Raw genomic sequence first — 24920 nt, 5'->3', positions numbered from 1 at the left:
AAATATCTTAACCTTTATAGGATCGTGACTAAAGCTGCTTGAAAGCCTTTTTTACCTTCAACTTCAACGAATTCAACTCTTTGACCTTCTTCTAAGATCTTATAACCTGATTTTTCGATCGCCGTATAGTGGACAAAAAGATCCTCTTTTGGCGCATTATCAGGGGTGATAAACCCGTAACCTTTATCCTTATTAAAACGACGTACTGTTCCTTGTAACATGTAATTCACCTATCTAATTAATATTTTTTCTTCACGCATACTCAAATATGTATGCTCACCAACAATAATGTGGTCCAATAACGCGATCCCTAAGAGCTCACCACACGACTGTAAACGTCTAGTCAAGGCGATGTCATTTGGGGAAGGTGTCACCTGACCACTAGGGTGATTACGGACCACGATAAAGCGGGCTGCGCTATACTTCAGCGCTAATTTCAAGATCTCCCTTGGATGGACCGTGGCTTCATTTAGCGTTCCCACAAAGATCTCTTCTTGAGCCAAGATTTGATTTTTGGTATCTAAATAGACACCCCACAGGACTTCTTGCTTACGCAGGGCCAACTTCGCACTCATATACTCGCCGATCACCTTACTAGAACAGATCTGCCCCAATTCTAACGGTGGTTTTAAAGCATAGCGCTTAGCAAATTCGCATAAAAGCAATAAATAATCCTGGAGTTTGGTATCAATGGTCAGCTTAGTCCAATCAGTGACCCCAAAATACTGGAACTGCGCTAGCGAATCAGCTTGCGCAAAGTAGCGGTCGACCACTTGACCAGCTGCTTGCTTATCCAGCAAAAAGCCTAATAATTCACTTAAAACGATCTTATCTGTTAAATTTTTTAAATTCATTTTCAAGCCCCCTTACTTTATAAAATTCGCAAACGGGCCTAGAAATAATTTATTTTTTGATGAGATCTCGCACAGCTACTAGATCGGGCAAGATCGCTACCGTATGTTCTTTTTCATATGCGGTCGGTTGAATGATATCTGGCACCATAACGACTGGGATCTCAGCATTATTGGCTGCTTTGACGCCATTCAATGAATCCTCAATGATCAAAGTTTCATTTTTAGCTGGACAGCCAGCTTTTTGCCAAGCTTTTTCAAAGATCTCTGGGGATGGCTTAGCATGGGTCACATCGTCAGCTGAAACGATATGCGCAAAGCGACCTGAAATATTTGTCTTTTCCAAATAGTATTCGATATCTTTTCTAAAATTACTTGAAGCGATGACATAAGGGATATTTTGTTCATCCAAATAAGCGGTCAATTCTTTAAAACCTGGTTTTAATTCTAATTTTCCAGCTTCTACGATCGGATAAACATTATCCATACTCATCTGGTAAAAACGATCAACTAACTCACGGCTACCATAATCTTTAGCCATTTGAGCCAGCATAGGTTCTGTCCCTGCTCCGATAAATTGCTTGTAATATTCCAAAGTGTAGTTTGGCATTTGGAGTTTTTCAGCCGCTAGCCTGTTAGCTTCAAAGTATACTTTTTCAGAATCAAATACGACACCATCCATATCAAAGATCACTAATTTCAAATCCATCTCATATCCTCACGATCTAAATAAAATAATTTCTTACTTCCGACACAAAATACAACGAACCCGTAAATAATAGCATATCATCACTTGAGATCTCTTGCATGACCTCAGCCAAAGCTTCGGGCCACGCTTCATAGAAACGACCTTGTTCATGACTGAGTGCACGGGGCGCATCAAAACTGACCGTAAATAGTTCGACATTAGGTAACTGCTCTAATTTATTTACCATTGTCTTAGCCTGCTTATCAGCCAAGACCGACATGATAACATAGATCTGTTTATCGGCAAAATTTTGTTTTAATGTTTGGACCAATTGCTGGACCGCATCTGCATTGTGGGCTCCATCCAAGACGATCAGTGGCTCATCATTTATCTTTTCAAAGCGCCCCGCCCAGGTCGTCTGTTTTAAAGCGATTTTGATCTCGCTTAGCGTTGGCGAAAAACCCGCTCTTTTAGCCAAGACCAAAAATACACTCACAGCTAAACTAGCATTGGCGACCTGATATTGACCTAACAATGAGATCGCTAGCTTATCCTTGAGCCCAAAGCCTTGATATGTAAAGCTTTCACCCCAAACACTAGCTCTTTTTTCAGGTAAGAACGTATAATCTACTCCCGCTTGATACAAAGGAGCATTTCTTTTTTCAGCCTGTGCTTGAATAACAGCCAAACATTCTGGTGCTAATTTTCCAACGACGACCGGCCGATCTTGTTTGATGATCCCTGCTTTTGCCGTGGCGATCTTAGCCAAAGTATCGCCTAAGATCTGAGTATGGTCTAACGCAACTTCAGTGATCACCGCTAACTCAGGGGTCAAAATATTAGTCGAATCATAGAGTCCGCCGATGCCCACTTCAACGACCACATAATCAGGGGCCATTTTAGCAAAATATAAAAACATCAGCATTGTGACGACTTCAAATTCCTTAGGTCCCTCACCGGCATATTCTTCATCGAGCCGTGAAATGACCGGTAACAACTCGTTTAACAGCTCGACCAACATTTGATCACTGATCGGTTCGCCATTGAGTGCGATCCGCTCGTTAAAGCGCGTGATGTAAGGCGAAGTGAAGGTTCCCACCGTAAATCCTTGACTTTGCAAAAGTTCGCTCAAAAAAGCCACCGTTGACCCTTTGCCATTGGTTCCCGTGACATGGATGAACTTGGTCTTTTCTTGTGGATCACCCAGATAATGAGCAAACCGGCGCATCCGCTCTAAGTCGGGGGACTTTGTAAATTTGCGACGTCCATGAATAAATTCGACCGCCTCAGTATAGCTTTTGATCTGCATCTTTTCGCCTCATTTACCTAAAAATATCTTATTTCCAGTATAACACAAAGCACGTAAAAAAACGCTCACCCCGAAAGGCAAGCGTTGTTTAAAAATTAATCAACTTGAGCTTTTAGATCTTTGATCCGTTCGTTAGTTGCGCTTAATTTTTCACGGTAACCCGCTAATTTTTCTTTTTCTTTAGCAACAACTTCAGCTGGTGCATTAGCAACAAAGCGTTCATTGCCAAGTTTCTTTTCACCACGTGTTACTTCAGATTCTAATTTCTTAGCTTCTTTTTCTAAACGTGCGATCTCTTCGTTTAGATCGATCAAGTCAGCTAATGGCAAGTAAACTTCAGCGCCTGTGATCACAGAAGTCATTGCTAAAGCTGGAGCTGTCACGTCAGAGCCGATCTCAAGATGTTTTGGATGGCAGAAGCGTTCGATATATTCTTGGTTATTTTCAAAGACTGCTTTAGTCGTTTCAGAAGTCGTCTTGATCAAGATATCGATCGCTGAAGACATTGGTGCATTAACTTCAGCCCGGTTGTTACGCACAGCTTTGATCAATTCGATCAAGTTATCCATTTGTTCTTCGGCAGCTTGATCATCGAATTCTGGGTGTTCAACTGGGTAAGCAGCTGTTACCAAAGATTCGCCTTCATGTGGCATTTCTAACCAGATCTGTTCGGTCACAAATGGCATGATCGGATGTAAGAGACGTAATGTTTGATCCAAGACATAGCATAAAATGCTTTGCGTATTTTGCTTAGCCTTAGCATCGTCACCCGTCAAGTTTTCCTTAGCCATTTCGATGTACCAGTCACAGAAATCGTTCCAGATGAAGTTGTAAAGGGCACGACCAGCTTCACCAAATTCATAGTTATCAAAGAGACGCGTTACTTCTTTGACAGTATCATTCAAGCGGCTCAAGATCCACTTGTCAGCTAATTGCCATTCTGCTTTAGCTGGTAAAGTAGCAGTCGTATCTTCATCGAGGTTCATGATCACAAAGCGGCTAGCATTCCAGATCTTATTGATAAAGTTCCAAGCTGCATCCATCTTCGTATAGGAGAAACGAACGTCTTGGCCTGGTGCTGAACCGTTGGATAAGAACCAACGTAAAGCATCAGCACCATACTTGTCGATCACGTCCATTGGATCGATCCCGTTGCCAAGTGATTTACTCATCTTGCGTCCTTGTTCATCCCGGATCAAACCGTGGATCAAAACATCCTTAAATGGACGGCGACCAGTAAATTCGATACTTTGGAAGATCATCCGTGATACCCAGAAGAAGATGATATCATAACCTGTGACTAACGTATTAGTTGGGAAGTAACGCTTGAAGTCAGGCGCATCTGTATCTGGCCAGCCCATCGTTGAAAATGGCCATAAAGCACTAGAGAACCAAGTATCTAAAACATCAGGATCTTGTTCCCAATTTTCGATATCAGCTGGAGCTTCTTCACCAACATAAGTTTCACCCGTATGCTTGTTATACCAAGCTGGGATCTGATGGCCCCACCATAATTGGCGTGAAATGACCCAATCATGAACGTTTTCCATCCATTGAGTAAAGGTCTTTTCAAAACGTTCTGGCACAAAGTCGACCCGATCATCCGAATCTTGGTTAGCCAAAGCTGCTTGAGCTAATGGTTTCATCTTAACGAACCATTGTGTTGAGAGACGAGCTTCAACTGGCACACCTGTCCGTTCAGAGTGACCCACACTGTGCGTGATCTTTTCGATGTTTAACATGTAGCCTTGATCTTCAAGGTCTTTAACGATCGCTTTACGAGCATCAAAACGGTCCATGCCGTTGTATTTACCAGCTCGTTCATTCATCGTACCATCATCGTTCATCGTGTTGATCCGTTCTAAGTCATGACGGTTACCGACTTCAAAGTCATTAGGGTCATGTGCTGGGGTAATCTTCACCATCCCAGTCCCAAATTCAGGATCAACATATTGATCGGCGATGATCGGGATATGACGCCCTTGGAGTGGCAAGAGCACTTCTTTACCGACCAAGTCTTTGTAGCGTTCATCTTTTGGATTAACTGCTACAGCCACGTCACCCATCATTGTTTCAGGACGTGTCGTTGCGATCTCAATGTAATCTTTCCCATTGAATGTTGTTCCATCAACAAATGGATATTTCACATGGTAAAAGGCACCTTCGTCATCTTGGTGGATAACTTCGATATCAGATAAAGCAGTCCGAGCCTTTGGATCCCAGTTGATGATGTATTCACCACGGTAGATCAAGCCTTTTTCATATAACTTTACAAAGACACGGCGAACAGCATGCGATAAGCCTTCATCCAAGGTAAAACGTTCACGATCATAATCCAAAGAAAGACCTAATTTAGCCCATTGCGCATGAATGATATCAGCATATTCGCCTTTCCATTCCCAAACCTTATCGATGAACTTTTCGCGTCCTAGATCGTAACGGGAGATCCCTTCTTCAGCTAAACGTGCTTCAACTTTAGCTTGTGTTGCGATCCCGGCATGGTCCATCCCAGGAAGCCATAAGGTATCAAAACCTTGCATCCGTTTTTGTCTGATCAACATATCTTGTAACGTTGTATCCCAAGCATGGCCCAAGTGTAACTTACCAGTTACGTTTGGTGGTGGGATCACGATCGAATATGGTTTAGCTTCTTTGTCGCCATTTGGCTTGAACAACCCAGCATCGACCCATTTTTGATAACGTCCTGGTTCAACTTGACTAGGATCGTATTTGGTTGACATTTCGATGTCACGTGCCATTATTATCTTCCTTTCTTATCTTGACCGGCTCTAAACAAAAAGGCACCGCCATCCGCTTAGGACGACAGTGCCGTGGTACCACCTAAATTGGGTTTTTACCCCTCTTTGATCTGCGTTAACGAATAGATATCCGGTCTTACTTACTTAGTTTCAGTAGGACAGCTCACAAGCTACTATCTGATCGTCTGTTAAAGCGTCGCACCCACCCGCCTCTCTCTGAAAACAGTTAGCGATCAAAACCTCTTGTTCAAAGCTTATAGATGTATTTTAGCCTTGAAACAAGCACGCGTCAAGCGCTTTTTATAGCAATTCAGCGAAATCTGCTTGTTTTTCGTTCATAAATTCATCACCGATCTTGATATCTGTGATCGTGATATTTTCCATTGCCCGAGCTAACAAGCCTTCAACATCAAGGCGTTCTTCGTAATAACGTGCCTTATCGATCTTTGGCTTAGTCTTTGGAGCTGGTGGTGCAAAGATCGTACAGCAATCTTCAAATGGTTGGATGGAAAGATCGAATGTATCGATATCTTGGGCGATCTTGATGATCTCATTTTTATCCATTGAAACTACTGGACGTAAAACAGGCATCGTCGTTACATCATTGATCGCAGCCATACTTTCCAGTGTTTGTGAAGCTACTTGCCCTAAAGCTTCCCCGTTGAAGATCGCTAGACCATTGCGCTTTTTAGCGATCATTTCACTTAAACGCAACATAAAGCGCCGTTGGATCGTCATCAAGTAACCAGATGGCACTTTTTCTTTGATCGTTTCTTGGATCTCAGTAAATGGCACAGCGATAAATTGGATCCGACCAACATATGGAGTCAACTTAGCCGTCAATTCCTTAGCCTTATTCAAAGCTTGTTCACTGGTGTATGGTGGGCTAAAGAAGTGGACCATTTCGATATCCACCCCACGTTTCATCGCTAAATAACCAGCAACTGGTGAGTCGATCCCACCAGAAAGCATCAACATCGCTTTACCTGCTGTCCCGACCGGCAGACCACCGGCACCATCGATCGTTTCAGAAGAAAGATAGATCCCGTTAACTCGAACTTCAACGCGTAAGATCATGTCCGGCTCTTTCATCTTGACTTTGATCCCTGGGACCGTCTTTAAGATGTGGCCCCCCAACATATCATTTAATTCGTTGGTATCATATTGGAAGTTATGATCAGAGCGACGCGTGTTGATCTTAAACGTCATACCTTCGTGGAACTGTTCAGCCACCATTTGTGTTGCGACCTTTTTAACTTCTTCGACATCACGAGCGACCCGGATCGAAGGTGAGAAGTTTTGGATCCCAAAAACTTGTTTCAAACGTTCCATGACTTTAGTCGAGTCTTCACCGTTTAATTGGATGTGCATCCGATCACGATGAGCTTTGACCACTAATTTTGGAAAATCATGCATTGCTTGTCGAACATTGAAACCTAAGCGATCGATAAAGTTACGTCGGTTTTTACCCTTAGTTGAAAGTTCGCCATAACGAACCATAATTTCTGTATATTGCATCTTGCTTCCTTTCTGTTTTTACGAATTGATCTTTAAAAATTTTTGATAGATATCATCGAAGATCTGATTAAATTTATCTGCTTCAGACAGCGTATTATTTTCATCTAGACTGACACGGACAGCCGATGTGGCGATCTTATCATCGACTTGCATTGCGTGTAAGGTCGATGAAACTTGGCCTTTTTTAGATGAACAAGCACTCGTCGTTGAGATAAAGACGCCTTGATCTTCAAACGCATGGACGATCGTTTCGCCACGTACGCCTGCGATCGCAAAGCATAAGATATGTGGCGCAAACTTATCATCTAGCTGTGAAAAGAGCGTTACTTTATCAAACGCTTGTAAATGCTCAAAGATCTTTTGCCGGATCGCCTGCTCATGGGCGACATTTTTTGTTTCATTTTCCAGCAATAAGCGTAAGGCTTTAGCCATTGCAGCGATCGCCGGAAGATTCTCTGTACTACTGCGTAAATTCTTCTCTTGGCCACCACCAGATAAAAGTGGCGCTAATTTTCGTCCGGATTTCTTATACAAGAAACCAACGCCACGTGGAGCGTGGAATTTATGCCCTGAAAAAGTCACTAGATCGACTCTTTCATCCATGATCAGATCCGTTAAACCTTTACCTACCGCTTGAACTGCATCGACATGAAAATGAACTTTAGGATGATCAGCCAAGACTTGAGCGATCTCTTTTATCGGTTGGATCGTGCCGACTTCGTTGTTGACCGCCATAACTGATACTAAGATCGTATCCTTACGTAAAGCTTGTTTTAGCTCTTCAACCGATACTCTGCCATTTTCATCAACTGGTAGATATGTGACTTCAAAGCCTAACTTTTCAAGTTGCTTCATCGAATTGAGCACCGCTGGATGTTCAACTTGTGTCGTGATCAAATGTTTACCATAGATCCCTTTTTCGAGCGCTGTGCCTTTGATCGCCCAGTTGTCGCCTTCTGTGCCCCCACTAGTAAAAAAGATCTCTTCTTTTTGACATCCAAGGAGTTCTGCGATCTGCGCCCGAGATTGTTCAAGTAGATTATAGGCATTTTCACCCATCTTGTGTAACGAGGAAGGATTGCCCCAGATCGCTTCGCTGACTTTTGTATAGGTCGTTAAAACTTCTGGGTGAACTTTTGTCGTTGCACTGTTATCAAAATATATCATGCTGACCCCTCTTTAATAATTTAACTTACTTATTGTAATTTATAATCACAAAAAGTACAAATTAATTTGCCATTACAAATTATAAGGACTAAAGCTTAGTTGTGCAACTTAGCTTTAGTCCTTAGTAAATATTTAGATGACTTCGCGGCGATTATTTCCCGCCTTATAGTCATTTTCAATCCGTTTATAACATCCCGGTTCAACTGTCTCAAGTGCCTCAGAGATCACATCTAAAGCTCCCATATAGTCATAATTCTTGTTGAAAAGCTCGACTGCATGGGCATAGGCAGATGCAACTTCTGGATATCGTGTCCGATAGCGGTTGGAATATTGTAACATCGCTTCGGTCAAAGTTGAACTATCGATGATCTCTTGGGTCTTTTGTGCCAAAACATCAAGATCTGATTGCGTATTGATCAGATCACGCGCGATCTGTTCCATATCGATCTGGATCTTATTCAAGTCTTGATCCAAACTTTCGATCTCACGTCCGACTTTAAAGAAGTACTCAATGTAATCACTTGGCAAGCCGGGTAAATTCAAGATCTCTATCTCGCGCTTCAAACGGTGGATATCGTTATCAAAGCCTTGGACCGCTGCTTGGGCTTCTTTTTCTTCTTCAAAGAGATCAGCCACACTTTCACCGATCTCTTTTTGCTTGAGTTCGATCTTCTTTAAAGCTTCCAGATCAGCCGTTTGTTGTTCCAAAACTTCGGAATAAACGATCACATCTTTTGGCTTAGCTTGCATATAAGCGGTAAAATTCTTGTCGATCTTCTTTAATTGTTCATTCAACGCATGCGCTTCTTCCATTTCATTATGGTTGAGCGTATAATTTTGGCTCAAGCGATCCAGTTCGATCAATAATTCTTTTTCTTGATGCTTGGCATGTTCGATAAAGTCAGCTAGATGTTTTTCTTGCCGTGTCACTTTAAGCTTAGCGTTATACTCATTTTCCATGATCTCATAGGCTTCATCGATCATATCGGCGATCTGTTGGTCAAGGGCTTCAGCTTTAGGTACATCAGCTTGTTTTAAGTTAGCTTCATTTTCTTTGCACTTTTGTTCGATCGCTTCCAAGTGCTTGGCTAGATCCTTTTTAAAGCCATATTTCTCAGCTTGCAATTTGGAATAGCCAGCTTTTAATTCCTGCAACTGTTCTGGGAAAATATTCTTTAAATTGCGATAGATCGGTGGCAATTTCTTTAGCGCGATCTTCAATAAACGTGTTTGTTGCTTGAGCTTTTCTAAAAGTTCACTTGATTTGGCATAGTCGCCTTCTTCAGTCACCTTAGAATACTCGTCAAAATCTTTTTCTAATGTCGCTAATTCTTTTTCTAACTCATCGATACTTGGCCCGTAAGAGAAATTCTTTGCCAATAAAGTCTTTCTGATCTTTTGGTACTCTTCTTTGAGTTCGCCGATCGCTTTTTTGTGGATCTCAGCCGTCTGTTTGATCTCAGCTAACTCAAGCTTTAATTGCTCATATTGTTGTTGGGCTTTAGCTACCTGAGCTTCATTTTGCTTGAGCTCTCCGTTGATCTTCCAAAAGCGGTACTGCTCTAATTCAGCTTGCAACTTGTTCAAATACTCTGAGATCTCAGGTAATTGTTGGTTCACCAAAGCATAATAGGAGTGTTCTACCGCTTCAAATTCACTTAGACTATCTCCTGATAAGGTCATTTTTTTAACTTCCTCGAGTTCCTTCTCAAGCGGTGAGTCGAGGATCTCTTCTATGCTACTTTTAGCTTTTGTGATCCGTTCTTCAAATGAACGTTGAAAGAAAAGTACGCTTGCATAGATTGCGACTGCAACTAATACAATTGTAACTAAAACTACTACCATCTGATGTCCCATCCTTTAAATTGCTAGCTTAAACTTTATCACTTGCCAGAATCGGCAATTACGTATAAAATCTAAAGCTAATTATATCATAGTTACTGATATTGATACACTATAAACGCTACAATCGACACGGAGGAAATAAAATGTCTATTTTAAGTGCACAAATCGATGCTTTATTGGAAAATGAAACGAACCGGACCGCAAATCTCGCCAACGCTTCAGCTTTGTTGAACGATACACTGGAAAATATCAACTGGGTCGGCTTTTATCTCTACGATGAAACGACTGACCAGCTTGATCTAGGACCTTTCCAAGGTAAAGTTGCTTGCATGCATATCAAAAACGGAGCAGGTGTCTGTGGTACTGCCTTTCAAGCAGGTAAAGTTTTACGCGTCGCTAATGTCCATGAATTTGCGGGTCATATCGCCTGTGATTCGGCTTCAAATTCAGAGATCGTCTTACCTTTGATCAAAGACGGGAAAAAAATCGGCGTTTTAGATATCGATTCGCCTGAATTAGATCGTTTCAGCGCTGAAGATGAAGCTTTGTTAAGTGAATTTGTCGAAACGCTATGTAAACATCTCTAAAATGGAGGAAAGTATGGAAAAACATCTAACTGGTTTTACCAATATCCAAAAACTCGACCCTGAGATCTTGGTCGATCTAAAGTACGCTACGCCTGATAACTTTACTGGGCAAGTCATCTATGATTTCACCACGGCAATCGCTCGCACTGGAACAGCTCATAAGTTGGCTAAAGCTAGTGAACTTGTCAAAGCACAAGGTTACCGCCTCAAAGTCTGGGATGCTTACCGCCCCGTCTCAGCCCAAAAGCGACTCTTTGAAGTCTACCCTGACCCCAATTTTGTGGCCGAACCTGATCCAAATTTCAGTCATCAAAAAGGCGTGACCTTTGATCTGACTTTAACCGATCTTGAAGGCAATGATATGCCGATGCAAACTGCCTTTGACGACTTTTCTGCAGCGGCTTTTCGTAACGCTAAACGGACCGCTGAACAAGAAAAATACTACACCATCCTAAACGATGCGATGACGCAAGCTGGCTTCGTGGGTTATGAAAATGAATGGTGGGATTATCGCGATAGTCAAATGGACGAATACGGCCCCTTGACTGCCGATCCAAACGACTATTAAATGATCATATAAAATAACGAAGGGTCCGCCACGATATGATGTGGCGAACCCTTGTTGTTTATGGTTGCAATAATTTAGCAAAAACTTCTTGCGTCATATCTGGGACCACTCGTTGTCTGTGCAATTCATAAAGCCCCTGTTCTGCGTTAGCTAGGCCTGGCTTAGTCGTCAAAGCCAGCTTGTAGCCACTTTCCTTAGCTACTTTTGGTGAAACTTCATTGTAACGTCCTACAGGATAGACCAATAGATCTGGTTTTTGATGTAGATCTTGTTTCAACCAAGTCCGTGAAGCTTGCATCTCTTCTCTTTGGCCAGCTTCATCGAGGCGATTCAATTCTTGGTGATTTTGAGTATGGCTAACAAAACTCACCCACTTGCTCTTCTTCATTTCCTTGACCTGTTTTAATGTCAGCATCCCTTGGGTGTCGACTTTACTTGTGATCAAGCCGATCGTTGCATGGATATGATACTTCTTCAAAAGTGGATAAGCCGCGGTATAGTTATTTTCATACCCGTCATCAAAAGTCACCATGACCAGTTTCTTGTGCTTTTTGGGTACCTTATTTTGCGCCAAGATCTTATACGCTTCAGCTGGTGTGACTGTATAGTAGTCCTGCTCATGTAAATATTTCAACTATTGCTCTAACTGCTCAGGCGGTACACACAAACCATTACCCGGCTTATTTTCCACACTGTGATACATCAAGATCGGCAAATTGACCGGCGCACTGGCCTTCTCCCATTTAACGGTATGTTTTTTGCTGGCAAACTCGGTCTGAGTCAACAATGCTCCCCCTAATACGAGTGCTAAGCTCAATAAAATAAGACGTTTAAATATTTTTATCCCCCAATATATTAATAATATCGACTAATATTATACTCTATTTGCATAAAAATAACTGATTTATTTTTACTTGACACTAGTCTTGATAATTGCTACAATAGCGTTTGTGTAAAATAATGCAGCAGTGAGCGGTAAGCTCGTCAACATTTTATTGCCAGTTTGGTTCGCCAAGTACCCCTTCGGCTGCAAGGGTGAAAGTCGCAAAATAAAATGCACGAATACTAAACTCACACATTATTTTACTCCAAACAAAATATTGGAGGAATTTTTAATGTCTCGTTATACAGGTCCTTCCTGGAAAGTTTCCCGTCGTTTAGGGATCTCTCTTTCAGGTACAGGTAAAGAATTAGCTCGTCGTCCATACGCACCAGGCCAACATGGTCAAAACAACCGTCGTAAGTTGTCTGAATACGGTTTGCAATTGCGTGAAAAGCAAAAGCTTCGTATGACATACGGTTTATCTGAACGCCAATTTGCTAACCTTTTCTTAAAGGCTGGTAAGATCCGCGAAGGTAAGCACGGTGACAACTTCATGGTATTGTTGGAACGTCGTTTGGATAACGTTGTTTACCGTTTAGGTTTGGCTACAACTCGTCGCCAAGCTCGTCAATTGGTAAACCACGGTCACATCACAGTTGATGGCAAGCGCGTGGATATCCCTTCATACGAAGTAAAACCAGGCCAAGTTATCTCCTTGCGTGAACGTTCAAAAGACTTGAAAGTTGTTAAAGAAGCTTTGGAAGCAATCGTTGGTCGTGTACCATTTGTTTCCTTTGACGAAAACACAATGGAAGGTTCATTAGTTCGTTTACCAGAACGTGACGAACTCGATGCAAACATCGACGAATCACTCGTTGTTGAATACTACAACAAACTTTAATATCAATTTTGATATTATTTCAGAGCTCAGTTTTGACTGGGCTCTTTTTATTTTACTTAAAAATCTGCTATACTTTATCATAGAAAGGTGGTTAAAAGATGAGTGGATCAGATGAACTGCAAAATCACATGAATAAAGGGATGTATGGTACACCCCAACTCAAACCTGATGAAAAGCGCAAATATCTTGGGACCTTCCGTGAACGGGTCGAACTAACTTTGACCTTTGAACAGATCAAAGATCCCGAATATCTCGCTGATCTCAAGCAGGAATTGACCCTCCATCCCGAACTACACGTCATCATCAATGGTCAAGTAGAAAATCCACTTCTAAGTGAGTTGATGCAGCTCGCCCAAGAAGCAAATGTTACCTTCACATGTAACACTGATCAAACGTTGCATCATGGACCAAAAGATCTAGCGGTCGTTGTCTGTGATAAAAACACTGCACTACATGTTGAAGAAGTTGACGTCGCCAAGCGTTACCCTAAAACAACGAAAGCAGAAGAAAAGCCCGAACATAAAAAATCCCCACTTGAACGTCTGCATAAATTATTTGAATAAACAACAAAAGAGGCTGTGACAAAACATTATGTTGTCACAGCCTCTTTTGGCTATTTAAATTGGGCGATCACTTTTTGTGCGATCGGTTGTTTTTCTGTCTGTAATAAGACATATTCATTCAAAGCTAATGCCGGATAAGCATGCGCATTTAAGAAGGTCAATTGCGCTTGTTCCGTGTATGGTTGATAGATGTTTGGAATGATGATGTCTAAAGCCCCATCGTGGAGTTGCAAAGCCTCAGCTAAACGCTTGATCTCAGTCAAATATGAACTATCGACTTCATCTAAGACCTCATAAGCCTGCAAACCAGTATTAAACGTCGCATCATAACGCAAGAGGACTTGGATCCCACGTGGAATGACACTTTCTAGTTTCAATCCTTGTGCTTTTAAGGTCTCACGTTCGACCTCACCTAGCGTGATCGTCTCAAATTCAGCTCGGGCCCGCGCATTTTTACGGTTGATCAATTCCTTTAAAGTTGAACGTCCATCCCCAACGACATTAGCTGGAATGCGCTCAACTAAACTTATGATCTCATCATTGACGACTAAGGCACGGTAGACTGAACCTTGAACAACTTGCTCGATCATAACTTGTGTGGTCTCTTTGGCTTGCTCTTCAAAAGCACGGGTCAATTCCGCTTGGGTTGGCGGTAACCTAAACAACTGTGTCTGCGCTTTGGAATCTCCGACCGCATTTTTGACGATCACAGCTTTCCCCTTCAGCGTTGGATACAGTTGCTTGAGTTCTTGGCGGTTATTGACGATCCAAGCTTGTGACGTATTGACTGCCTGTCCACTGAGATATTGCTTAGCCAACTGCTTTTGTTGCCAGAGTTCAGTCATGATCGCACTTTCTCTTGTCGTCTGGATCCCACGTTTGAGCATTTTGCCATTTACCTCGATGATTCCTTGACTTGGCATCACTTCTTGGTAACTAAGCCCTGAAATGATCGCTTCATCCAAGATCGTTTGCGTATTTTTATCTCGACTTGGTTCTTTTAATAAGGCGGCTTCTTGGTAATTTTGCGCTAAAAAGACACCATAGTCAGCTAACGTTTCGTGTTTGCCCTGTGTTCTTAACAAACGCGCACTTGGAGTCTCAGCCGGCGTTTCTAGACGTTTCTTTAAAACATCAAAGGTCCCTTGCCACTTAGCATAACCAAATTTTTGCGCAAATCGGTCTAATTGTTTCAAGAAAGTATTAGCTTGGACGAAGATCTGGCTCTTGGCAAATGGATTCTCACGCGCCACTTCCTTAGCTAAACTTTCAGCAGCTTGAAGATCACTTGGTGTCGTCGTGCTTTCATTCAATAAGAAATAACCTGCCATCACTTCAAGTAAGCGCAACTGGTGGGCAGTAACACCATTTTCGTGGAATGGATCAAAGTCTAAGAGGTCAAATTCCATATAGTGAACACCTTTAGTTTGCATCTCACTTGGTTCTTGATAAGTCCCACTGAGTTTGATCCCAGTATCAGCTAGCTTAGCTTGAGCAGCTACACTGCGCTTAGGTGATACTTGGCTCTCACTTGCTTTTGTCCCCCAGGCATAAGGAGTCGCGCCAAATAAATAGATCAAAAATGCTTTTTTTAGGCTAAATTCTTCCAATAATTTGTGGTAGACTTGATTTCTAAAAGTCACATACGAGATCTTTGATTTACTGAATTTAGCGGCATAGAGTTCAGTGAATAGCTGTTCGGGCAAAGCTAAGCGGATCTTGCTTCCGACACCCTTAGCTAAACTTGCATGTAGTTTTTCCGAAAATGGCCACAATACGACTTGGCTACCTAACCGTTTGCGTAAAGCTTGGCCTTGCAATTCCATGTCGGTCAAAGCACTCTCTAACGAAAGATTGGCTTTTGTTTTTAGTGTCAACTGTGCCTCTTGGACGGTGACATATTCATTTTTAGTTCCAACTAAGGGCAGTGCTTGCGTATTTAAATTTTTTTGTCTATCTAAGATCTGCCAGCGCCGGATCACTTGAAATGTGAAAGCATGCAACGCTTCTGTCAGATCTGAATCAATAATTTGATCACCAATTTCATCAAATTTCATCTTGTTCATCCTTTACAGTTCTCATTTTTACCATTATAACAAATCCCTTGCCGTCCTGCGATCGCTATTTGCTTGTCAGTTGGTGTCGGTTTGCTATAATACTACTATTAAGCAAACGAAAGGATGAGTGTTTTTGAAACCATTAGCCTATCGGATGCGTCCGAAAAAACTCGAAGATATCGTGGGACAACAACACCTTGTCGCCCCCGGGAAGATCTTAGCTCGGATGGTCTCAGCTAAATTATTGTCTTCGATGATCTTATATGGACCACCAGGGACCGGCAAAACTAGTATTGCTAGCGCGATCGCCGGTTCGACTAAATACGCATTTCGCATGCTAAATGCCGCTACCGACTCGAAAAAAGAACTCGAAATGGTTGCTGAAGAAGCCAAGATCAGTGGGACTGTGATCTTACTACTCGATGAGATCCACCGCTTAACTAAACCAAAACAAGATTTCCTCTTACCCCATTTGGAAAAAGGCAGTATCATCTTGATCGGCGCCACGACCGAAAATCCCTATATCACGATCAACCCGGCGATCCGCAGTCGCACTCAGATCTTTGAAGTCAAACCCTTGACCGAAGCTGATATTGGCCAAGCAATCGACCGGGCCCTCACCGATAAAGAAAATGGGCTGGGCGAGCAAAATGTCGTGCTGACCGGCGAAGCCCGCCTGCATTTGACCCGTGTTACCCATGGTGATCTGCGCAGTGCGTTAAATGGGCTGGAATTGGCGGTAATGTCAACAGAGCCCGATGATTCGGGAGTGCTCACGATCGATCTACCAACGATCGAAGAATGCGTCCAACGGAAAGTCTTGGTGCAAGATAAAGATGGCGATGCCCATTATGACGTGATCTCGGCGTTTCAAAAATCGATCCGTGGTTCAGATACGGATGCCGCTTTGCATTACATGGCACGCCTCCTTGAAGCGGGCGATCTACCTTCAGTCATCCGACGCTTACTGACGATCGCTTATGAAGATATTGGCCTCGCCAATCCCAACGCCTGTGCCCATGCGGTCCAAGCGATCACAGCTGCCGAAAAGATCGGATTGCCCGAAGCCAGGATCCCCCTAGCCCAAGCCGTGATCGAACTTTGTCTTTCACCTAAATCAAACTCGGCGATCATGGCGATCGATGCCGCTTTAGCCGATGTTAGAGCCGGCAACTACGGGGATGTGCCCGATCATTTACGGGATGCGCATTACCAAGGTGCTAAAAAATTAGGTCGTGGAATTGGATATAAATATCCTCACGATCACCCGCACGGCTGGGTAAAACAACAATATCTCCCTGATAAGCTTAAAACTAAGCACTATTATGCACCTAAAGAAAACAGTCGTTATGAGAAAGCCTTGCAAGAACAGTATGAGCGTTTGAACAAATTTAAAAGCTAAAATTTTTGATAACGCTTCATTTGGTTTCATTGCATTCCTAAAAAAAATGTGCTACTATGATAATGAACTTCTGAGATGTACGCGTTATCCTATAAATGTAAGGTTGACCGAACAACTTTAATTTTTGTTATTCGCAATGTCTAATAGCTGGCAGACCTTTACTGGGAGTCAAAAGTTAGACTAGGGATACACATTTTCCTGCTTACACGCGGGTTCAACTACAAGGATGATTAACGGCATTATCGGATATTCTAAAGTTAAAAGCTTTGGATAGCGGTTGGGATTTTATCTTGACCGCTATCTTTATTTAGAGAAAGGAATTTTTGTCACGTGAAAGAAATGTTAACTTTAGGTCTAACGCTCGTTTTAGGCTTGATCTTATTTTACATGGGCTTTTATCTCTTCACCCACCGCACTAAAACGCTCTTTGGTGTCTTTTCTCCAAAGGATGATCCGGCCCTAAAAAAAGCCATGACATTATGGGCATATATCTTAACGATCTTGGGTGTTTTAACGATCATCGCTGCTTTCTTAGGCATCCTCGCCTTTCAGATCACGATGCTCATTTTGGATGCGATCTTGGTCTTTATCATGTCGATCTTAATGCCGACATACTTACGCATGCCGTAGTTGTTCTTGCTTTCATTTTTCAAATAAATAAAGTAAAATAGAATTGATAAAGAAGAAAGGGTGATCCTGATGTTACAAAGATATAAAAACATTCTTGTGCCGGTCGATGGCTCACATGAATCTGAATTGGCGTTCAAGAAAGCTGTTGCGGTCGCTAAGCGTAACGGTGACGATACTAGTTTGTATTTGGTCCATGTAGTTGATACTCGTGCATTCCAAAATATCTCCAGTTTCGATACAGCAATGGTCGAACAAGTGACTGAAACTGCGAAAAAGACAATGGAAGGTTACGCAAATCAAGCTAAAGAACAAGGTCTTAAGAACATTTCTTATTCAGTAGAGTATGGTGCTCCAAAGGCAGTTATTGCTAAGGATCTTCCTGAAGAAAAAAATATCGATCTCATCATGATCGGGGCAACTGGTTTAAATGCCGTTGAACGTCTCTTGATCGGTTCGGTAACTGAATACGTGACCCGCACAGCTGATTGCGATGTTTTAGTAGTCAGAACAGACTTAGAAAACAAACCTGCGCTCAACAAAAAAGACAAGAAATAATAATATTTAAGCTTCGTTATCCCAAACCTGGGACAACGAAGCTTTTTTCTTTATGCCTGGCAACCAACCAAATGATCATTGACCAACCCTGCTGCTTGCATCAGTGAATAGACTGTCGTTGGTCCTAAAAATCTAAACCCCTGCCTTTTTAATTTTTTAGCTAACTCAAGCGAAGTTTCCGTCTTAGCAGGAACCTGTTCTGGTTTGGTAAAGTAGTTGATACATGGCTCATAGTCAACTGTCTGCCACAATAGCTCATCTAAACTCGAGCCTGCTTGTTCTAACTGACAGACGACTTTGGCATTATTGATGATCGCTTCTAGCTTCAAACGATTACGAATGATGCGTTCATCTTGCAGTAAGCGTGTGACATCGGTTTGATCCATCTGACTGACCTTTTGGATATCAAAATCATAAAAGACTTCTCGCAAAGCAGACCGTTTGTTCAAGACAGTTTGCCAACTCAGTCCGGCTTGCATCAACTCTAAACTCATCAATTCAAATAATTTTTGCTCATCATATTCGGGACGACCCCATTCTTTATCATGATAAGCTTGCATTTTGGGGTCACTATCCGCCCAATCACAGCGTGGCATTAGATCATCCCCTTTAGATATAATTTTAGATTGGCTTTCAAATATGTTTTTGAACTGCGATCAGCTAAACTTTTTTCGATCTTACTTGGTTCATCGGTGATCACACCATCAGCCCCCAAGACCCAAGCCATCAAAGCTTGTTTAGGCGAGTTGATCGTCCAAAGATAGACTTTTTTTCCGTTAGCATGCGCTGTTTGGATAAAGTTTTTAGTTGCTGTCTTATATTCAAGTGAATAAAAATCTGCCTTATTTTCAGCCAAACTAAAGAGATTGAATGGCAAAATATAACCCGCCTGCATTTTAGGAAGGCGTTGTTTTAATTCATTGATCGCAGCTAGGTCCATCGAATGAACAGCATCTCTTTTAGCTAGCTTTTTCCCATATAATTCACAAAAATACTCACTAAATTTTTTCCCTGTCCCTTGATTGATCTTTAATTCTACTAAGAGTGGTTGCTTTAGTTTTTGAGCTTGCTTCAAATAGCTGTCAAAACTGGTCACATAAGCCACATGTCCGTTCTCTTTAAGCTTGACTTGGGTCAGTTGTTCTAAGGAATTATCAGCGATCACTAAGTTCTTATGCGCTAATTTACGGAGATTTTCATCATGGCTCACCACAAACCGACGATCAGCGGTCTCTTGGATATCCAATTCAACATAAGCTGGTTTGGCGGCGTGCGTTGTCTTATCCAAGGCAGGTAACGTATTTTGAACCCCATTTTTACCATCGACTCCACGGTGTGAGATCACGAGAGGTAGTGTGCCCGGATCAACATTTAACGCTTTATGTGCCAAATTTACCTGGATCCCCAATGCTAAAAGCACTAAAACTCCTGCCCCCCACTTTTTCCAATTAGCTGGTAAAGCAACAGCTGGCCTACTTATCAGCTCACTTTTAATGCTCCAAAAGACTAGGCTCAATAATAAGATCTGTTTGAGCGTCCAAAAACTAACCGCATAGATGATGGCTACGCTTTGAGTAGTTACCAAAGTTGTTGCCCATAGCCCTAATAGATCAACGCCCCAAAGACTTGCCCCACCTAATACAATATATTTAGCATAATGCCAAAAATGGTGCTTGGTCTTAGAAAAACTCTGCTTGAGTGTCTCCTTAAGTGAAGCTGAGGTGGTAAAGTACGGGATGATCCCCAAAAATGAACGCAAAGCTAGATAATAGAGCACTAAAAAGATCAGCAGCCCTATCCCCAGTATGATCCGCCGATTGGTAAAGATCCAAGCACTGAGCGGTAGCGAAAGGGCTACTTGATTCAAGCGCTCTAAACTAAAACTTAGTGCACTGAAAGGTAACCATAAAAACAACAAAATAACGATATAAAATAATTTGGCTAAATAGTTCTTCCCGGTTTGTTTCGTCAAAGTTGTCGCTAAAAGTGGCAAGAGTATGAGACTCACAAGACCAAAGATCGGCCAGCGCAACATCAAACTATTCAAAAATACAATAATACAACCTAGGATCACTAAATTTTGATCCAATTTTTTCAAAATTTCTCACCCCACAAAAAAAGGATACGGCAAAACCGCATCCTCTTGTCAAATATAACGATTATTTCTTATCTTCGTCTGTTAAAAGACCTGCACCAAGCTTTTCAGAACCTAATTCTTGGAAGTCATAGTGTAACTTAGCATTGTCATCGAATTCAGCGATCGCTAAACGGATCAATTCATCGATCAAGGCCTTGTAGTTGATACCAGAAACAGCCCAAAGTTGTGGATATAATGAAATGTTGGTGAACCCTGGTAAGGTATTAACTTCACCAAAGTAAGGAACATTGTTTTCATCAACTAAGAAGTCCATCCGAGCCATACCACGGTTGTCTAATACGCGGAAAGCATCTAAGGACATTTGTTGGATCTCTTTTGTTAGATCTTCTGGTAATTCAACTGGAATTTCAAAGACCACGCCTGAAGCATCCACGAATTTGTTGTTGTAATCGTAGAAGTCATCACCTTCAGGAACTACAACTGCACCTAATTTAGATGCCTTAGCTTCACGGTTACCCAATACGGAACATTCAACTTCACGTGGGCTATTGATCGTTTCTTCGATCAAGACCTTGTAATCATAACGAAAAGCATCATCTAAAGCTGCTTCAAAATCTTCTTTGTTAGCAACTTTGTGGATCCCAACGGAAGAACCTTGGCGTGCTGGTTTGATGAATAATGTTTCACCTAATTTGGCAGCACATTCTTCGTATGGATGATCAGCACGTGTTTCTGGTGTGACCACCACATATTTAGTATTGCGGATCCCATGTAAAGTCAAGAGTTGCTTAGTCAAGTCCTTATCAAAGGAAACACCTGAAGAAGCGATCCCACTACCGATATAAGGTTTGTTCAATAAACGGAACAAGCCTTGGACAGTACCGTCTTCACCCATGTTACCGTGGATAACTGGGTAGAAAAGATCAACATCTTTAACTTCTGAAAGATTTTGTAAGTTAGCTAATGGGTTGGAAAAATCAACATCTTTGATCGCTTCGGCAACCACTTCATCTTCCACAGCACCATTAAAAATCTTCATTGAGTCTTCGTTGCCAAGTAAGAAACCATCCTTAGTGAACATGAAGACTGAAACTTCATATTTGTCCTTATCTAATGCGTCGTAAACTGTGTGTGCGGAACGCTTTGAAACATCGTGTTCAGATGAGTTTCCGCCAAAAAGCAATGCAATGTGCAATTTTTTATCTGCCATAATGGTATATCCATCCTCTTATATATAATATTATTATACGGCTTTTTATTGTCCACAAATCAGCCATAACAGCGGTCTTTTTGTCTCCAATAACTAAGAAAATGATACCACGAAAAGCCTTTTCTTGTCATGTATTTAAGAAAAAAATAACTCAGTACGTAAAATACGCTCACAATTCAAGGACAGCCGTGCCCTGTTTGATAGTTTCGAACATTTCATGAGCCATTTGACCAAATTTTTGCTTTTCATGGGTCAAGTGAAATTCCAAAATGTCCAAAGCACACCAGAATAAAAGGCAATGTTGCAGACTATAATTCGGGATCTCAAGTTCTTTTTGACTGCGATAACCGGCGATAAATTCATTTCGCAGATCAAGTTCTTTAACTTCATTGAAGAAAAACTTGATCAGATCCTCGTAAGCCACTCCCATATGAGCCCGTTCAAAATCGATCAACACTTCATGATCACCATATAGCATCAAGTTACGGATACTAAAATCACCGTGCAAAACGACTTTGGGCAATAGATCATAGTCTGTATCAGCTGGAGCTAAGTCTTCTTCTAAGAGCGAAAAGACCTCATTAACTTCAGTTTCATACGCCGTACCAACAAATTTAGCCACCTGCTCTTCCAAACGTTGTGACAATACACGTTTATCATCAGGCACAGCAACTTCTCCGGTCAATCCAGCATGGAACAGCGCTAATTTTTCGCCAAATTGATAGGCTTTAGCCGGCGTTAGATCTTCTTTTTCAACGTCATTCATCACTCGATCCTTCAAAACGATAACGTAATTATCCTCATAGATCACATTATCAAGGTAAATATCTGGACAATAGACTTGATTTACATGTTGCTCTGCATAAAACTTGTCTTTGTCCTTGAAGATCTTAACGAATAGATCACACGCAAATCGCTCACTGTGACCTGTCAAATGCTTGTTTCCCGCTACATCATGGATCGTTTCCAGATCAGCTTGATAGTATTCATTTAAAAAATCGATCAACATTAATCTCGCATCCCTTTTCTCATTACTACTACCGCCTATTATACTTATTCATTGCTGGTACGTCCATAATCTGCTAAAAGACTATTCCGTAGTTTCAAGGATCGCTTGCGTCAATGATGCAGAGAAATTAACACCCAATTTTTTGCCACGCTCATCTACCCATTTAGGAATAGATAGTTTTTTCTTAACTAATTTATCTTTTTCAAAATACTGGCTGACATCAACAGCCACTAACGTCACAAATTCTGATTCCTTATGCTTTATCATATTTATCGGAGAAGGCGCATTAAATTTTTCACCATTTTGGATAAATTCAGACAACATTATTCCTAAAACTTCACTTGCCATTTCTAAGCCAAGTGGAAGATCATTTTCAGAAATCCCGGTATAGACCCCTTCTAGATTGGGAAATTCAATATAGTATCCCCCGTTTTCTTCAGCTCTAAAAATCGCTGGATAGGCCATCATAAGCTTTTTAGACATCGGCTTTCCTCCTTTACTACTATGTACAGAAACACCCAATCTGCACTTCTTTAAATCATGCTTTCTAAGAAATTTCAGCATTTCTTTACCGGTAAGTGGCATCGATATCCCTCTCTAAGCATATTTTAGAACTTAGCAATACATATTGTAAATTACTATATCTAAGCCTATTTTTACATCTTATACCTGATTCACCCTTGCAACTTATCTTTAGTTAGGATATTCTTTGTAGGTATGATTATTTTATGTAAAAAGGAAGGTTTATTTTCATGGACAACACACAGACACACGGAAAATATATCAGTTGGCCGATCTTGACATTGATGGCTTTTGTGACCGTCATCGGATTTGATGATATTATGTATAACTTTAAAAACCAAGGTATGACAGTTATCACATCTTGGGTCTTGATGCTTTTCTTGTATGTTATTCCCTATTCTCTAATGGTCGGACAACTCGGCTCGGTCTTCAATAAAGAAGGTGGCGGGCTTAGCTCTTGGATCCGCGGAACTAATGGTGAATTTCTTGGTTACTTTACTGCTTGGACTTATTGGGCTGCTTCAGTGCCTTATGTCGTTGACTCAGCTAACTCAGTCGTCGTTGGCTTTGGTTGGGCGTTTACTGGTTCGGACAAATTCCAAGACACCATGTCAAATGCACAATTTACTCTTTGGACTTTTATTATTTTCATTATCTTTATCATCATTCAACGGCGCTTAGCTAACTCAATGGAATTTCTAAGCGTTGTCGGTGGGGGCATGATGTTTGTCATGACGATCCTCTTTGTTGTTTTAGCCTTTGTTGGCTTAGCTAAAAATGGTGGGCATATGGCAACACAACCGATGAATGTACATACGATCATTCCTAATTTTGATCTGAAATATTGGACGACTGTCGGGATGTTGATCTACGCCGTTAACGGGAGCGAATTGATCGCACCATACGTAACACAAATGCGTAAACCACAGCGGGAATTCCCGAAAGCGATGATCGCCTTAGCTATTATGACAGCCTTTCTAACGATCTTTGGTTCTTTTGCCTTGGGGATCTACTTTAACGCTTATCACTTGCCAAATGACCTTAAAATGAATGGTTCCTACTATGCTTTCCAAGCTTTGGGCGAACAATTTGGGCTAGGCGATGTCTTCATGTATGTCTACGCTTGGACTTCGGTCGTTTACATGTGTGCTTTGTTAGCGGTGCTACTGGATGCAATGACACGGATGTTGATCTCAGATACTGGTGATAAATACATGCCTGAATTCTTACGTAAGACGACCAAAGATGGGCTTCCGATCAACGGTTACATTTTGACCTGTACGCTATGTGCCTTCATCATGTTCTTGGGTGTATTCTTACCTGAGATGAACGACGTCTTCAACTGGCTTTTGAACTTAAACGGGATCATCTCACCTGGGGTAACTTGCTGGATCTTCTACGCTTTCATGCGGATCCGCAAAAACTCCAGCAAATATCCATCCCAATATGTCTTCATCAAAAATGATAAATTGGCATATCTTGTTGGACTTTTATTGTTACTCGTTACAGCCTTGGCTACCCTACTTGGGGTCGCTCCACAAGACGTGGAACAATTTAGCCACACATGGTGGTACGAATTAGTCATCAATATCGTCTCGATCGTGGTCTTGATCGGACTTGGCGCCTTGTTACCTTCGATCAGACGACGCGAGCTCAAGTATGGGACTGCTTTTGATCGGTCACAATGGTATCTAATGATCGCACTTGTTGTCTTCTCCGTAGTCTTTGATGTTTGGCTCGGCGGAACAAAGATTGCTTTGCGGTTAGTTTATATCATCATTGAAGTCGTGATAGCACTGGCTTTACTTGTCTTGATCGCACATAAAAAACCTAGTCAAAACTAGTTTCTTTCCCCTAT

At 41.6% G+C, this 24920-nt stretch carries 24 protein-coding genes and 1 other annotated feature; of the genes, 8 read left to right on the top strand and 16 right to left on the bottom strand.

Going from position 1 to position 24920, the window contains the following annotated elements; genetic code table 11:
* Nucleotides 1–14 precede the first annotated feature (14 nt).
* From GSR62_RS03450 to ezrA, 8 genes are all read right to left on the bottom strand, one after another.
* Nucleotides 15–221, bottom strand: coding sequence for a cold-shock protein (locus tag GSR62_RS03450; protein ID WP_004049007.1), 207 nt, complete (start codon nt 219–221; stop codon nt 15–17).
* Between the two features lie 9 nt (nt 222–230).
* Entirely contained in the window at nt 231–854 is a 624-nt protein-coding gene (locus GSR62_RS03445) for a JAB domain-containing protein (protein WP_066023814.1), read from the bottom strand.
* A 49-nt stretch (nt 855–903) separates the two neighbouring features.
* Nucleotides 904–1560, bottom strand: a complete 657-nt coding sequence (locus tag GSR62_RS03440; RefSeq protein ID WP_035448929.1) for an HAD family hydrolase — start codon at nt 1558–1560, stop codon at nt 904–906.
* Between the two features lie 16 nt (nt 1561–1576).
* On the bottom strand, nt 1577–2848 hold the full coding sequence (locus tag GSR62_RS03435; protein WP_066023813.1) for a bifunctional folylpolyglutamate synthase/dihydrofolate synthase: 1272 nt from the start codon (nt 2846–2848) through the stop codon (nt 1577–1579).
* A gap of 95 nt (nt 2849–2943) precedes the next feature.
* The gene (locus GSR62_RS03430; RefSeq protein ID WP_066023812.1) at nt 2944–5607 is read right to left on the bottom strand and encodes a valine--tRNA ligase; all 2664 of its coding nucleotides are present in this window, start codon (nt 5605–5607) and stop codon (nt 2944–2946) included.
* A gap of 54 nt (nt 5608–5661) precedes the next feature.
* Nucleotides 5662–5867: a binding site (T-box leader), on the bottom strand.
* A 40-nt stretch (nt 5868–5907) separates the two neighbouring features.
* Entirely contained in the window at nt 5908–7125 is a 1218-nt protein-coding gene (gene thiI, locus GSR62_RS03425; protein WP_066023811.1) for a tRNA uracil 4-sulfurtransferase ThiI, read from the bottom strand.
* 18 nt (nt 7126–7143) lie between these two features.
* Entirely contained in the window at nt 7144–8292 is a 1149-nt protein-coding gene (locus tag GSR62_RS03420; protein WP_035448923.1) for a cysteine desulfurase family protein, read from the bottom strand.
* Between the two features lie 132 nt (nt 8293–8424).
* The gene (gene ezrA, locus GSR62_RS03415; protein WP_066023810.1) at nt 8425–10137 is read right to left on the bottom strand and encodes a septation ring formation regulator EzrA; all 1713 of its coding nucleotides are present in this window, start codon (nt 10135–10137) and stop codon (nt 8425–8427) included.
* A 143-nt stretch (nt 10138–10280) separates the two neighbouring features.
* Between ezrA and GSR62_RS03410 the strand changes: the two genes are divergently transcribed.
* Together GSR62_RS03410 and GSR62_RS03405 are read left to right on the top strand one after the other, a co-directional pair.
* The gene (locus GSR62_RS03410; RefSeq protein WP_066023809.1) at nt 10281–10724 is read left to right on the top strand and encodes a GAF domain-containing protein; all 444 of its coding nucleotides are present in this window, start codon (nt 10281–10283) and stop codon (nt 10722–10724) included.
* 13 nt (nt 10725–10737) lie between these two features.
* A complete protein-coding gene (locus GSR62_RS03405; RefSeq protein WP_066023808.1) occupies nt 10738–11292 on the top strand; it encodes a M15 family metallopeptidase in 555 nt (184 codons plus the stop codon).
* Between the two features lie 58 nt (nt 11293–11350).
* Here the strand turns inward: GSR62_RS03405 and GSR62_RS03400 are convergent, their stop codons facing one another.
* Both GSR62_RS03400 and GSR62_RS03395 read right to left on the bottom strand, forming a co-directional pair.
* Nucleotides 11351–11926, bottom strand: a complete 576-nt coding sequence (locus tag GSR62_RS03400; RefSeq protein WP_136344466.1) for a polysaccharide deacetylase family protein — start codon at nt 11924–11926, stop codon at nt 11351–11353.
* Nucleotides 11927–12076 (bottom strand): hypothetical protein, encoded by a 150-nt coding sequence (locus tag GSR62_RS03395; protein WP_161517658.1) that lies wholly within the window; start codon nt 12074–12076, stop codon nt 11927–11929.
* A gap of 331 nt (nt 12077–12407) precedes the next feature.
* Here GSR62_RS03395 and rpsD point away from each other — a divergent pair, with 331 nt between their 5' ends.
* Both rpsD and GSR62_RS03385 read left to right on the top strand, forming a co-directional pair.
* Nucleotides 12408–13016, top strand: coding sequence for a 30S ribosomal protein S4 (gene rpsD, locus GSR62_RS03390; protein ID WP_004049031.1), 609 nt, complete (start codon nt 12408–12410; stop codon nt 13014–13016).
* A 98-nt stretch (nt 13017–13114) separates the two neighbouring features.
* Nucleotides 13115–13579: a YueI family protein gene (locus GSR62_RS03385; RefSeq protein WP_035448915.1), complete on the top strand. Its 465-nt coding sequence runs from the start codon at nt 13115–13117 to the stop codon at nt 13577–13579.
* 50 nt (nt 13580–13629) lie between these two features.
* Here GSR62_RS03385 and GSR62_RS03380 read toward each other — a convergent pair whose 3' ends face one another.
* On the bottom strand, nt 13630–15636 hold the full coding sequence (locus GSR62_RS03380) for a bifunctional glutamate--cysteine ligase/glutathione synthetase (RefSeq protein ID WP_052006381.1): 2007 nt from the start codon (nt 15634–15636) through the stop codon (nt 13630–13632).
* Nucleotides 15637–15769: 133 nt separating this feature from the next.
* Between GSR62_RS03380 and GSR62_RS03375 the strand changes: the two genes are divergently transcribed.
* The 3 genes from GSR62_RS03375 to GSR62_RS03365 all read left to right on the top strand — a co-directional run bounded on the left by GSR62_RS03375 (nt 15770) and on the right by GSR62_RS03365 (nt 18223).
* Nucleotides 15770–17038: a replication-associated recombination protein A gene (locus GSR62_RS03375; protein WP_066023807.1), complete on the top strand. Its 1269-nt coding sequence runs from the start codon at nt 15770–15772 to the stop codon at nt 17036–17038.
* Between the two features lie 339 nt (nt 17039–17377).
* Nucleotides 17378–17668 carry a hypothetical protein gene (locus GSR62_RS03370; RefSeq protein WP_225361411.1) on the top strand — a complete coding sequence of 97 codons (291 nt, stop codon included), beginning with the start codon at nt 17378–17380 and terminating at the stop codon, nt 17666–17668.
* Between the two features lie 69 nt (nt 17669–17737).
* The gene (locus GSR62_RS03365; RefSeq protein WP_010688693.1) at nt 17738–18223 is read left to right on the top strand and encodes a universal stress protein; all 486 of its coding nucleotides are present in this window, start codon (nt 17738–17740) and stop codon (nt 18221–18223) included.
* Between the two features lie 50 nt (nt 18224–18273).
* On the opposite strand, the gene GSR62_RS03360 is transcribed toward GSR62_RS03365, so the two are convergent.
* From GSR62_RS03360 to GSR62_RS03340, 5 genes are all read right to left on the bottom strand, one after another.
* Complete coding sequence (locus GSR62_RS03360) at nt 18274–18819, bottom strand: DNA-3-methyladenine glycosylase I (protein ID WP_066023806.1); 546 nt, start codon at nt 18817–18819, stop codon at nt 18274–18276.
* Nucleotides 18819–20321, bottom strand: coding sequence for a glycerophosphodiester phosphodiesterase (locus GSR62_RS03355; protein ID WP_066023805.1), 1503 nt, complete (start codon nt 20319–20321; stop codon nt 18819–18821). The genes GSR62_RS03360 and GSR62_RS03355 overlap by 1 nt, the downstream gene beginning before the upstream one ends.
* Before the next feature lie 61 nt (nt 20322–20382).
* The gene (locus GSR62_RS03350; RefSeq protein WP_010688690.1) at nt 20383–21531 is read right to left on the bottom strand and encodes a D-alanine--D-alanine ligase family protein; all 1149 of its coding nucleotides are present in this window, start codon (nt 21529–21531) and stop codon (nt 20383–20385) included.
* 169 nt (nt 21532–21700) lie between these two features.
* Complete coding sequence (locus GSR62_RS03345) at nt 21701–22540, bottom strand: phosphotransferase (RefSeq protein ID WP_010688689.1); 840 nt, start codon at nt 22538–22540, stop codon at nt 21701–21703.
* Nucleotides 22541–22621: 81 nt separating this feature from the next.
* Entirely contained in the window at nt 22622–23023 is a 402-nt protein-coding gene (locus GSR62_RS03340) for a type II toxin-antitoxin system HicB family antitoxin (RefSeq protein WP_010688688.1), read from the bottom strand.
* A 269-nt stretch (nt 23024–23292) separates the two neighbouring features.
* Between GSR62_RS03340 and GSR62_RS03335 the strand changes: the two genes are divergently transcribed.
* On the top strand, nt 23293–24906 hold the full coding sequence (locus GSR62_RS03335) for an APC family permease (RefSeq protein ID WP_010688685.1): 1614 nt from the start codon (nt 23293–23295) through the stop codon (nt 24904–24906).
* The last annotated feature ends 14 nt before the right edge of the window (nt 24907–24920 follow it).

Source organism: Ligilactobacillus animalis, from assembly GCF_009933595.1.
In the GTDB taxonomy this organism is placed as follows: domain Bacteria; phylum Bacillota; class Bacilli; order Lactobacillales; family Lactobacillaceae; genus Ligilactobacillus; species Ligilactobacillus animalis.
Note: the sequence above shows the minus strand (reverse complement) of the source record. Positions and strands in the feature narration are given on the sequence as shown.

What these genes read in the sequence shown, in the direction of transcription:
- GSR62_RS03450 (WP_004049007.1), bottom strand. Translation starts at nt 221, where the DNA reads ATGTTACAAGGAACAGTACGTCGTTTTAATAAGGATAAAGGTTACGGG.
- GSR62_RS03445 (WP_066023814.1), bottom strand. Translation starts at nt 854, where the DNA reads ATGAATTTAAAAAATTTAACAGATAAGATCGTTTTAAGTGAATTATTA.
- GSR62_RS03440 (WP_035448929.1), bottom strand. Translation starts at nt 1,560, where the DNA reads ATGGATTTGAAATTAGTGATCTTTGATATGGATGGTGTCGTATTTGAT.
- GSR62_RS03435 (WP_066023813.1), bottom strand. Translation starts at nt 2,848, where the DNA reads ATGCAGATCAAAAGCTATACTGAGGCGGTCGAATTTATTCATGGACGT.
- GSR62_RS03430 (WP_066023812.1), bottom strand. Translation starts at nt 5,607, where the DNA reads ATGGCACGTGACATCGAAATGTCAACCAAATACGATCCTAGTCAAGTT.
- thiI (WP_066023811.1), bottom strand. Translation starts at nt 7,125, where the DNA reads ATGCAATATACAGAAATTATGGTTCGTTATGGCGAACTTTCAACTAAG.
- GSR62_RS03420 (WP_035448923.1), bottom strand. Translation starts at nt 8,292, where the DNA reads ATGATATATTTTGATAACAGTGCAACGACAAAAGTTCACCCAGAAGTT.
- ezrA (WP_066023810.1), bottom strand. Translation starts at nt 10,137, where the DNA reads ATGGTAGTAGTTTTAGTTACAATTGTATTAGTTGCAGTCGCAATCTAT.
- GSR62_RS03410 (WP_066023809.1), top strand. Translation starts at nt 10,281, where the DNA reads ATGTCTATTTTAAGTGCACAAATCGATGCTTTATTGGAAAATGAAACG.
- GSR62_RS03405 (WP_066023808.1), top strand. Translation starts at nt 10,738, where the DNA reads ATGGAAAAACATCTAACTGGTTTTACCAATATCCAAAAACTCGACCCT.
- rpsD (WP_004049031.1), top strand. Translation starts at nt 12,408, where the DNA reads ATGTCTCGTTATACAGGTCCTTCCTGGAAAGTTTCCCGTCGTTTAGGG.
- GSR62_RS03385 (WP_035448915.1), top strand. Translation starts at nt 13,115, where the DNA reads ATGAGTGGATCAGATGAACTGCAAAATCACATGAATAAAGGGATGTAT.
- GSR62_RS03380 (WP_052006381.1), bottom strand. Translation starts at nt 15,636, where the DNA reads ATGAAATTTGATGAAATTGGTGATCAAATTATTGATTCAGATCTGACA.
- GSR62_RS03370 (WP_225361411.1), top strand. Translation starts at nt 17,378, where the DNA reads ATGTTAACTTTAGGTCTAACGCTCGTTTTAGGCTTGATCTTATTTTAC.
- GSR62_RS03365 (WP_010688693.1), top strand. Translation starts at nt 17,738, where the DNA reads ATGTTACAAAGATATAAAAACATTCTTGTGCCGGTCGATGGCTCACAT.
- GSR62_RS03360 (WP_066023806.1), bottom strand. Translation starts at nt 18,819, where the DNA reads ATGCCACGCTGTGATTGGGCGGATAGTGACCCCAAAATGCAAGCTTAT.
- GSR62_RS03350 (WP_010688690.1), bottom strand. Translation starts at nt 21,531, where the DNA reads ATGGCAGATAAAAAATTGCACATTGCATTGCTTTTTGGCGGAAACTCA.
- GSR62_RS03345 (WP_010688689.1), bottom strand. Translation starts at nt 22,540, where the DNA reads ATGTTGATCGATTTTTTAAATGAATACTATCAAGCTGATCTGGAAACG.
- GSR62_RS03340 (WP_010688688.1), bottom strand. Translation starts at nt 23,023, where the DNA reads ATGTCTAAAAAGCTTATGATGGCCTATCCAGCGATTTTTAGAGCTGAA.
- GSR62_RS03335 (WP_010688685.1), top strand. Translation starts at nt 23,293, where the DNA reads ATGGACAACACACAGACACACGGAAAATATATCAGTTGGCCGATCTTG.